Below are 9,073 nucleotides of genomic sequence, written 5' to 3'. Positions count from 1 at the left end.
CAGTTTTGATCGTTTATGCGCTGACTCAAGGCAAAAAGCGATATGTCCAACTCAAACAAGAGATTGTTGGTGTCTCACCGAAAATGCTGATTCAGAACCTGCGAAATTTGGAGCGCTATGGGTTAGTTGAGAGAGAGGTCTATCTATCCGTCCCCCCAAGAGTCGAATATTCACTCACTCCACTGGGGGCTTCTCTAATGGAGCCATTGGCAATACTGGGTGAGTGGGCATATCGACACATTACAGATGTAAAAACGGCGATGGAACATTACGATCGCAATCCAGAAACCAGCGATTACTGGCAACCAAAGTAGCTTAGACACAGCTCCCGCGGGTTCGGTATTATCGGCATTGCGCTCAGTTAGTAGTAAAACGGGTTGAATACGGGGTTGATGCTGTGAAAGAATTACTTAGTACGCTAACAATTGATGAGCGTCGCGGTGTGATGCTGGAGTTTGAGGATCTTGACCCTGACAAATTTGCTCAACTGGTGACAGATGCCCTGCACTGGACTGAATGGATGGGGTGATTTGCTATTCGAATAGACCAGTTGAAGTTAATCCCTCAAGCATCATTTGAGTCTTGTAAACAGTCCTGTAATATCCTGTTCTTCATTAATTGGCTTATTTTTGAAGCCGAGCTAATTCTGAAACTTCAGAGTCTGGCGAAATTTCCGATACTTCGTCACTATCAACCTTTAAAGAACGCAGTAATTCCCGAATTACATCGTTCATGGGTCTTCCTGTTTTTGCACAGTATTGTGACAATTTCTGTCTTTCTATTGACGTAAGATTTACTGTCAATCGTTTGACTGCCCATTTCTTATTTACCATTACTTTTTATACTGCCCTATTACTTTTGCCACAGAAAATTATACCTTTGTCAAAGCCTTTCTTAATCTGGCTTTTAGCCTATTTAATCCAATCAATCTCAAAACAATTGCCTTTTTTATTGGTTTGCTGATGGTGAGTCTTACTGGAATGTATACCTGGAGCAGTGGCTCCTTTGGGTTAACTTAGCGAACGGGTGCAAGTTTGTGGTGTGCGATTGATTGGTGGGGGTGTAGCTCATATTGTCACAAAAGTTACACCTGTTAATTGCAGACATTGACTTGACAGCAAAATAACTTTTACCGCTAAGATAGCAATGGGACTCCATAATTAATGGCACACCCAATACAGAGAGTGCAAGACAATAGCTAATAATGTAATTTATCCAGCTTGCTGGTTCAACCAAGCTTCTAAATCCGCCACAACGGAAAAATCTCAGCGCATAATACAGGGAATTAGGTAATACATTTATGTATTGCACAGAATATTGAGTTAGTAAACTGCTAGCTCTGATCAGAAATCTGTTAAAAGTCTTGCTTTTCTAAGGAAAAACTGTAGTACTGTTTCTTGAGAAGAAATGATGTCTGCTCTCCCTTCCATGCCAGATTGAATTGTACACTGGCGATCGCCAACACTTAATACTAGCTTTTCTGGTTGGATAGTTATATCATAATTAGCAGCATTTTTATCTTTATTTTCAGACACGTTGGCGTAGCTCACCGCAGGTATCGCATCTGGAGAAATGGCACTGACTTTACCTTTTAGAGTTCCATATTCAGTATACGAACAACCAGAAACGCGCATTTGTACTTCTTGACCTTTTTCTACTTTGCGGATATCTTGAGATCCCACTAATGCCTTAATTATTAAGGGTGAATCATTAGGAGAAATTTGAGCAACAATCTCACCAGAACGCAACACTTGGGAAGGATTACGCAAATTTAATTCTTGGATAACGCCAGATGCTGAGGCACGAATTGCTGTATTTACAATCTCTCGAAGAATTTGTTGAAGTTCTTGTTGATCGCGGTTAGATTGTTTTTGAATTTCTACTTTTTGTTGTAATAATTGCTCGCGTTCTTGATTTAATTTTCCCAGGCTGACTTTACCTGTAGCACTTTCAGCAGCAATTTTCTCTTGAGAAATTGCTACATTAGCATCACTAGGATTGAGATTAACAAATGTGCTTTGTAATCTAGCTGTGGCTGCTTCTACTGCTTGTTGCTGTTGCTGGATTGCTTGTTGTTGTTCTTCTACGCTAGCTTTTTGAGATTCTAGGAGTTGTTCTTGTTGTTCAACAGATAGTTGCACTTCTTGAAATTGATCCTGAGAAATCGATCCAGTTTGGAGTAAGGGTTGATATCTGTCTCGCTTTGCTTTTGCTGCCCTTAATGAAGCATCGCTAGACTTTAAATTCGCTATTGCTCATTTTAACTGTGTTTGAGTTTTTTGTAATTCCTTTTGAGCTTGCCTTAAATTTGCTTTAGCTTCCCTAACTTCAGCAGTTGAGGTGATTCGCCTGTCTTGCACCTCGCGTTGACTGCGATTAAGTTCAGCTTTAGCTGAGGCGATAACTCGGCTGGTGCGATCGCTTTCTGCTGCTATTTGCCTATCTAAAGCCAAAATTTGGGCATCAAGTTGAGATAGTTGCAGTTTAGCTTGCCGAATATTCGTTTCTAATTGGCTTTTTTGAGTCTGAAGACGATTATCCTCTATCAGCGCAATCGCATCTCCCTTTTTCACTGGTTGATTTACCTGCACAGCAATACTTTTGATCGTTCCCTCTGTTGCTGCTTGCACCAGGCGCAGTTCTCCAGCAGGACGAATAGTCGCCGGGACTTTGACTGTAATTTTATATTTAAGAACGCTTGCCAAAATAAGACTAGCAGCAAAGATAGTAAGGAGAACTATACCGCCGATAGTTGTCCAATTACTAATGGGGGGCAAGAATTCATTAGGAGTAACTGGGCGCAGAAAGTCGGGATTAGTTATCTTTTCTGCATTGGTGTAAGAAATCGCAGATGAAGGTAAGTTTGCATCAGCCATTTTTGAATTCAATATTTTTTAGTTTAATTTTAGACAATAAAAGTGGGAATTTACTTAATTTATACTTGTTTAACTGAATTCTGTAGAACTTCAGCGATCGCGTGTGAAATCGGTAAGCCAGGACAGCGTTCCAGCCAGAAGAACTCGCCAACTGGGTTAACTTCAAGGAATACATATCGACCATCAGGAGTCAAAATAATATCAATAGCTCCGTAATTCATACGGAATTCTGCCATGAGTTTGAGCAATTTCTCTTCCACATCTTGAGGCAGAGTATATGACTCCCAAGCGTTAAGTAAAGCAATTCCCTGTTTGCGCCAATCGTAACGCGCCTTATCCAAAGCTTGAGAATCAACCGCAGCCGTCAAAACTCGTTTACCTACAATAATTGTCCGCAATTCCAATGCCTTAGAAATTTTCTCCTGAAATGTCATTGGGCAGAAACGTAAGCCATCAAGGTTATCCAGATCCTCAGATGAGATTGGATTTGTAAACACAACTTTTTCTCGTCCTTGTTCATCGTAAATAGCGAAGGAAGAGAGCATTTTTGTAATTATTCCCTGCTGGCACTCTTGGGCAAATTGCTTGACTGCCAGTGGATTATTTGTAGTTAGGGTGCGTGGTGTATCTAGACCTACCTTCCGCGCTATTTGTAATTGCAGTTGCTTATTTTCGGCTCGGCGAATATTTGGCAGAGGGTCGAGATGAAATCCCTTAATACTGGCAATCATTCCCTCAATGGTTACGCGAGATTCTTTCAATGAAGCTTGTCTAAGTTGCTTATCCATCGAGTCGGGAATTTTTGAACCAATTGCAATGCGCCGATACCAAACTGCTGAGACTTTATTTAAATCTAATGTTTGGTCATCAACATTTAGAGTAACTCGCTCAGTTTCACCATAGTAAACATCTAACTGGATTTCTGTGGGAAATCGATCTGTATCAAAACGAAATGCTTTCCCTCCTTGGGCTTCAATTGCCTGAACCACTAGAGGAATACTTTCGTTGTCTTGACTGTGAGTAATTATTAAAACAGTCACGTTGCTTCCCTCCGAATTCTAAACTCAAAATTAACAAGTTCCTAAATTTATAAAGCCTGTCAGTTGGTTTTGAATTTTTAAGTAAGGGTATTAGATTTAGGATTTGTTAAAAGTAGTGTATCTGCGATTGCATCTGCTATGGGATAGTCCAAATCTCTCTCTAGCATCCCCCACTCTCCTGTAGGATTAATTTCTAAAAAAACGTATTCGCCTGATGGCGTTTTAATAAAGTCAAAGGCTCCAAAAAACAGTCCAAACCTTGCCATAAAAGCATCCAGACAACGGATTAGTTTCTCGGGTAATTGATATGGTTGCCATGTAACAACCTCTTTTGTCCCATGTCGCCAATCTTGCGTTGATGCTGCATACCCAGACGCATCTAGCGCCCCGACAAAGAGATTGCCATTCACATACACTGCTCGTAATTCTAACTGTTTAGGGATTTGTTCTTGAAACACAGCTGGACAATAGCGCAGTGTTTCAGCATCAAGTAAATCTTCTTCTTTAACGGCGCTGGTATACATGAAAAATGAGGAGGCTTGCATACCATAAGAAAGAGGTCTCAGCAGCTTGGCAACCATTTTTCCCTTAACTTGGTGGAAAAACTCTCGTGCTTCTTGAGGGTTGTTGGTGACAAGAGTCCGAGGGATGACAAGGCCTACTTCCGATGCAATCCGCAGTTGGCGCAACTTGTTTTCAGCTGCACTAATCCTCTGTAAATCATCCACCCACCTAGCTCCTCTGAGGCTATCCCAAAAGCCATCTAAAACTGCCAGTGATTCAGTAGAGCAGGCTGCTTGAAATTGTGGAGCCAATTCTTTTCCTAAATCGGGTTGCCAAATACGTCGCATCCATACTGCTTGCACTTGCTCGGTGTTAAAGGATAAATCCCCATACTTCAGCCTATGATTGCTACCATAATTACTTAAATTAGCTTGGAGTTGGAGTGTCATTGGAAACTTATCAGTATCAAGGCGGAATGGCTGTACGCCTCGTTTTAATACAGCTTCTGCAACTCTATCTATTGTAAAGAAATCACCACTATGGGTAATTAATAAAACCACATCAGGCTCAAGGTGCATAAACTATCTTCATTCGGTTTTTGAATTTTCCCTATTGTCAACTATTGAGGAAGCAAGGTTTTAAAAAAGTAAACTTAGTTTTAATGGGAAGCCAACTCCTAAATGGAGTTGGCAAAGCTAATAATATTTTTGTTGTCATAATTTTTCAAAACCGCATTTTTGATATACTCAAAAGTATGCAGTTACCGTACTAAGCTAGCTCATCATTATCAGATGGGTACTTTCTCGTTTCTATCGGGGCTGGGCTATCTTCTTGATCAGATGGGAACTTCAGAGTTTGGACAAGTTCATCATCCTTCTTTTTGGTTACACCACAAGTTCCACCGCGAATCGCTTCCGATTCTTGATCGGATAAGTCTTCAAAGCTTTGCCCTTCTAAAAATCGGGCAAAAAACGGTACTGCTTGTGAATTTAGTTCTTCTGGTTTTTTTTCAGACATAATTTTTTCTTCCGGTAAAGTGAAGATAAATCTACAACTTCTGCATGGTATTACATAGGGTATAATATTTCAACTATTAATTTAGCCTTAAATAAAATTTAATATTTAAGTAAAAATCTCTTAAAAATCAAGTAACACTTTCATCAAGAAGATATTTTAAAAGTATTGGGCAAATATATAATTCACTACTAGACAAACTCTCATCTACGCCGATGGAGTATTGCTTTAATTTTATTTTCCTAACGATTGTAAACTATCAAACAGCACACTAAGGAAGATCCAATAAATAAATCAGCCCAGCCGTCGCTTTCGCCTTGAGGGCTTTCATCGCCTAGATATCTCGGTTTTGCCAAAAATATTATTGATACGGCTGGGCTGATTTATTCTTGGCAAGTGCCTAAGAGGCAAAAATCGAATGAATGTACTGTCATCTGCTAATTTTGTCATCTAGAAAGAATGAAATATCAAATCGTTCTGCAACATAGTGAAGAAGACTGTGGAGCAGCGTGTATTGCGACTATTGCCAAACATTATGGACATCGTTTTGCGATCGCTCGTGTTCGAGAAGTTGTTGGTACAGGAGCGCAAGGTACAACCCTTGTCGGTTTGAAACGTGGTGCCCAAAGCCTTGGATTTAACGCCCGTCAAGTTAGAGCTACGCCGCAACTAATTGAGAAACTTCATGAAGCACCTCTCCCCGCCATCATCCACTGGAAAGGATACCATTGGGTAGTTTTATATGGAAAAAAAGGGAAAAAATATGTAATTGCTGATCCTAGTAGTGGCATCCGCTATCTCAGTCGTGAAGAATTAACTACAGGTTGGGCAAATTATGTCATGTTACTGTTATTACCAGACGAAATACGCTTTTATCAGCAACAATCAGATAAAATTAGCGGTTTTGGTCGTTTTTTAGCACGAGTTTTACCCTATCGTCATATTTTAATCGAAGCAATTTTGATTAACTTGGCAATGGGAATATTTTCCCTTGCAACCCCTTTTTTAATCCAAATTCTCACTGACGACGTACTAGTAAGGGGAGATACACAACTTTTAACCACGGTTGCTATTGGTGTGCTGGCAATAAATACCTTTAGTAGCACCCTAACACTGGTACAGTCTAACTTGATTGCTCACTTTGCTCAACGCCTAGAATTAGGACTTACTTTGGAATTTGGCAGACAAATTTTGCGCCTTCCTCTTACTTATTATGAGGCTCGTCGTAGTGGTGAAATTGTTAGCCGTCTCCGAGATATTCAAGAAATTAATCAGATGGTTTCTCAAATTGTTATTGCTATTCCGAGTCAACTTTTCGTTGCGGCAATATCACTATTTTTTATGGGATTTTATAGTCCTAAATTATTAGGCTTGTCAGTGGTAGTCGCTCTAATAATGTCTCTATCGACAATTATTTTTCTCCCTACTTTAAGCCAAAAAATTCGTAGTCTCATTGTGATAAAAGCTGAAAATCAAGCAATACTGGTCGAGATATTTAAAGGCATACTTACCGTAAAAACTGCTAATGCGGCTCCCCAAGTTTGGGAGGAAATTCAAAGTCGTTTTGGGAATCTTGCTAATCTTACTTTTAACACTGTTCAAATTGGCATTATTAATAATGTATTCTCTGGATTAGTTGCTGGTTTTGGTAATCTTGCTATACTCTGGTTTGGCAGTAGTCTAGTTATTAGTCATGAATTAAGCATTGGTCAACTGTTAGCATTTAATGCGATGAATGCTAATTTTCATATATTGATTACTACAATCATTAGTTTTATCGATGAATTTACTAGAATTCAAACTGCAACACAACGGATTACCGAAGTCATTGAAAGTACTCCAGAAGACCAAAATGAACAGAAGAAGCCTTGGGCAGTAATCTCTTGTAACGCTGATATTATTTGTACTAATGTCAACTTTCACCATACAGGTAGGGCAGACTTATTACAAGATTTTTCTCTAACTATTCCAGGAGGTAAAGTCACAGCCTTAATTGGTAAATCTGGCTGTGGAAAAAGCACTTTAGCTAAATTGATAGCTGGGTTATATCCCTTGCAATCAGGTAATATTCGTTTTGGCATTTATAATCAGAAAGATTTATCCTTGGAATGTAGACGGCAACAGGTAGTATTAGTCCCACAAGAACCCCACTTCTGGAGTCGCTCAATTTTAGATAACTTTCGCCTTAGCTACCCTCATACTACATTTGAACAAATTGTTCAAGCTTGCCAAATTGCATCTGCTGACGAATTTATCTGTGAATTACCGGATAACTATCAAACTGTGTTAGGCGAATTTGGTGTAAATATTTCCGGTGGACAAAAGCAGAGATTAGCCTTAGCTAGAGCAATAGTTACTGACCCTCCAATACTAATTTTAGACGAATCTACTAGTGCATTAGACCCTATATTAGAAGCTCAGGTATTAGATAAAATTTTACATTCTCGGCAAGGCAAAACCACAATTATAATTAGCCACCGTCCTCGAGTTATCCGACGTGCAGATTTTATTGTCCTATTAAATAAAGGGCAGTTGAAAATGCAAGGCGTTTTAGAGGAAATGCAAGTTACCTCTGGAGAACACTTAGATTTTTTAACACCCTAGAAAAGGAAGATAGCTCAATACGATTCGTTAAGTTCTAAGCGGCATTAAAATAATTAGTCTCTAACCATCTCTGAAACTGAAATGAAGAAGCTCTTTGACAAACGTTCAAAAACACCAGCCGAACGACACCAGCAGTGTAAAGCCTAATTATTCCGTCGCTACGAAGTTGGCGTGACCCCAATACCGTTCGGTTAAGGAATTTCTTGGTTGAGGCAGGCAGAGGGAGCAGGGGGAGAAAAGAATGGCTGAACATATACCCTCTTGCCTCCCCTGCCTCCCCTGCCTCCCCTGCTTCCCCTGCTTATCCGAACCGTATTGGGCGTGACCCCTGGGCTTGTCGAGAAAGATGATGATAAGTAGTATCCTTAACTGAGAATGCACACATCAGGCTAGAATGCAATCTCAGTATGGTGTTGAGCAGAGGAGCAGAGGAGCAAAGGAGCAGAGGGGAAAATTAGTACAAGTATCTCCCCTGCCCCCATGCCCCCATGCCTTCTTCATCGCCATACCCCCATCAATGAAGATAGAAGTAATAATTGGGGAGGTCTAGACACAGATCCAGAACTCAGTGATTCTTGGTGGGAGCGGGTTAAATATTATGCTCGGCTGGCGGTTGATCGGGTAGAGGATGGGGTTGATGCGGATCAAAGATTACTCAGTACGCTAAGAGTGGTGAACGTTGCGGTGTGATGCTGGAATTTGAGGATGCAAGCCCTGACAAGTTTACTCAATTGGTGACAGATGCCCCGCAGTGGACTGAATGGATGGCTTGATTTATTCGGCACAGAATCAAAATTGGAGATGTCTACACCTTGAATGAAGCGTTGGACAGAAAACTACCTTTATCAAAGAAAGTGCCATTCGATTGGCACTATCGTTTACGAGATGCTATTTTTAGCATCTCGTAAAACGTAACGCTTGGATAAGCTGTTCCACATCTAATTTGCATAAAATGTAAATTAAATAAACTCGTGGACTTACTGCTATGCCAGCCAAAGGATACTTAAGTAAATTACAGAAAGAGAATTTACAAAA

The 9,073-nt window shown here is 40.1% G+C and carries 9 protein-coding genes; 4 read left to right on the top strand and 5 right to left on the bottom strand.

What is annotated here, in order from left to right:
• Together H6G97_RS38955 and H6G97_RS55055 are read left to right on the top strand one after the other, a co-directional pair.
• The coding region (locus H6G97_RS38955; protein ID WP_199349959.1) for a winged helix-turn-helix transcriptional regulator at positions 1 to 314 on the top strand (314 nt) is incomplete at its 5' end.
• Positions 315 to 397: 83 nt separating this feature from the next.
• Positions 398 to 529, top strand: coding sequence for a hypothetical protein (locus H6G97_RS55055; protein WP_277883401.1), 132 nt, complete (start codon positions 398 to 400; stop codon positions 527 to 529).
• Positions 530 to 1,343: 814 nt separating this feature from the next.
• On the opposite strand, the gene H6G97_RS55655 is transcribed toward H6G97_RS55055, so the two are convergent.
• The 5 genes from H6G97_RS55655 to H6G97_RS38930 all read right to left on the bottom strand — a co-directional run bounded on the left by H6G97_RS55655 (position 1,344) and on the right by H6G97_RS38930 (position 5,437).
• Complete coding sequence (locus H6G97_RS55655; RefSeq protein ID WP_338421939.1) at positions 1,344 to 2,141, bottom strand: beta-barrel domain-containing protein; 798 nt, start codon at positions 2,139 to 2,141, stop codon at positions 1,344 to 1,346.
• Between the two features lie 114 nt (positions 2,142 to 2,255).
• Entirely contained in the window at positions 2,256 to 2,876 is a 621-nt protein-coding gene (locus H6G97_RS55650; RefSeq protein WP_338421938.1) for an HlyD family secretion protein, read from the bottom strand.
• A 59-nt stretch (positions 2,877 to 2,935) separates the two neighbouring features.
• Positions 2,936 to 3,916 (bottom strand): MvdD family ATP-grasp ribosomal peptide maturase, encoded by a 981-nt coding sequence (locus H6G97_RS38940; RefSeq protein WP_190946003.1) that lies wholly within the window; start codon positions 3,914 to 3,916, stop codon positions 2,936 to 2,938.
• 77 nt (positions 3,917 to 3,993) lie between these two features.
• Complete coding sequence (locus H6G97_RS38935) at positions 3,994 to 4,998, bottom strand: MvdC family ATP-grasp ribosomal peptide maturase (RefSeq protein ID WP_190946002.1); 1,005 nt, start codon at positions 4,996 to 4,998, stop codon at positions 3,994 to 3,996.
• A 190-nt stretch (positions 4,999 to 5,188) separates the two neighbouring features.
• Complete coding sequence (locus H6G97_RS38930; RefSeq protein WP_190946001.1) at positions 5,189 to 5,437, bottom strand: microviridin/marinostatin family tricyclic proteinase inhibitor; 249 nt, start codon at positions 5,435 to 5,437, stop codon at positions 5,189 to 5,191.
• Between the two features lie 456 nt (positions 5,438 to 5,893).
• Between H6G97_RS38930 and H6G97_RS38925 the strand changes: the two genes are divergently transcribed.
• Both H6G97_RS38925 and H6G97_RS38920 read left to right on the top strand, forming a co-directional pair.
• Positions 5,894 to 8,038 (top strand): peptidase domain-containing ABC transporter, encoded by a 2,145-nt coding sequence (locus tag H6G97_RS38925; protein WP_190946000.1) that lies wholly within the window; start codon positions 5,894 to 5,896, stop codon positions 8,036 to 8,038.
• Between the two features lie 480 nt (positions 8,039 to 8,518).
• Entirely contained in the window at positions 8,519 to 8,728 is a 210-nt protein-coding gene (locus H6G97_RS38920; protein ID WP_199349960.1) for a hypothetical protein, read from the top strand.
• The last annotated feature ends 345 nt before the right edge of the window (positions 8,729 to 9,073 follow it).

The organism is Nostoc flagelliforme FACHB-838 (genome assembly GCF_014698065.1).
GTDB classification, from domain to species: Bacteria; Cyanobacteriota; Cyanobacteriia; order Cyanobacteriales; family Nostocaceae; genus Nostoc; species Nostoc flagelliforme_B.
Note: the sequence above shows the minus strand (reverse complement) of the source record. Positions and strands in the feature narration are given on the sequence as shown.

Bases quoted from the DNA above. Each gene is read 5' to 3' on its own strand.
- H6G97_RS55650 (WP_338421938.1), bottom strand. From the start codon at position 2,876: ATGGCTGATGCAAACTTACCTTCATCTGCGATTTCTTACACCAATGCA.
- H6G97_RS38935 (WP_190946002.1), bottom strand. From the start codon at position 4,998: ATGCACCTTGAGCCTGATGTGGTTTTATTAATTACCCATAGTGGTGAT.
- H6G97_RS38930 (WP_190946001.1), bottom strand. From the start codon at position 5,437: ATGTCTGAAAAAAAACCAGAAGAACTAAATTCACAAGCAGTACCGTTT.
- H6G97_RS38925 (WP_190946000.1), top strand. From the start codon at position 5,894: ATGAAATATCAAATCGTTCTGCAACATAGTGAAGAAGACTGTGGAGCA.
- H6G97_RS38920 (WP_199349960.1), top strand. From the start codon at position 8,519: ATGCCCCCATGCCTTCTTCATCGCCATACCCCCATCAATGAAGATAGA.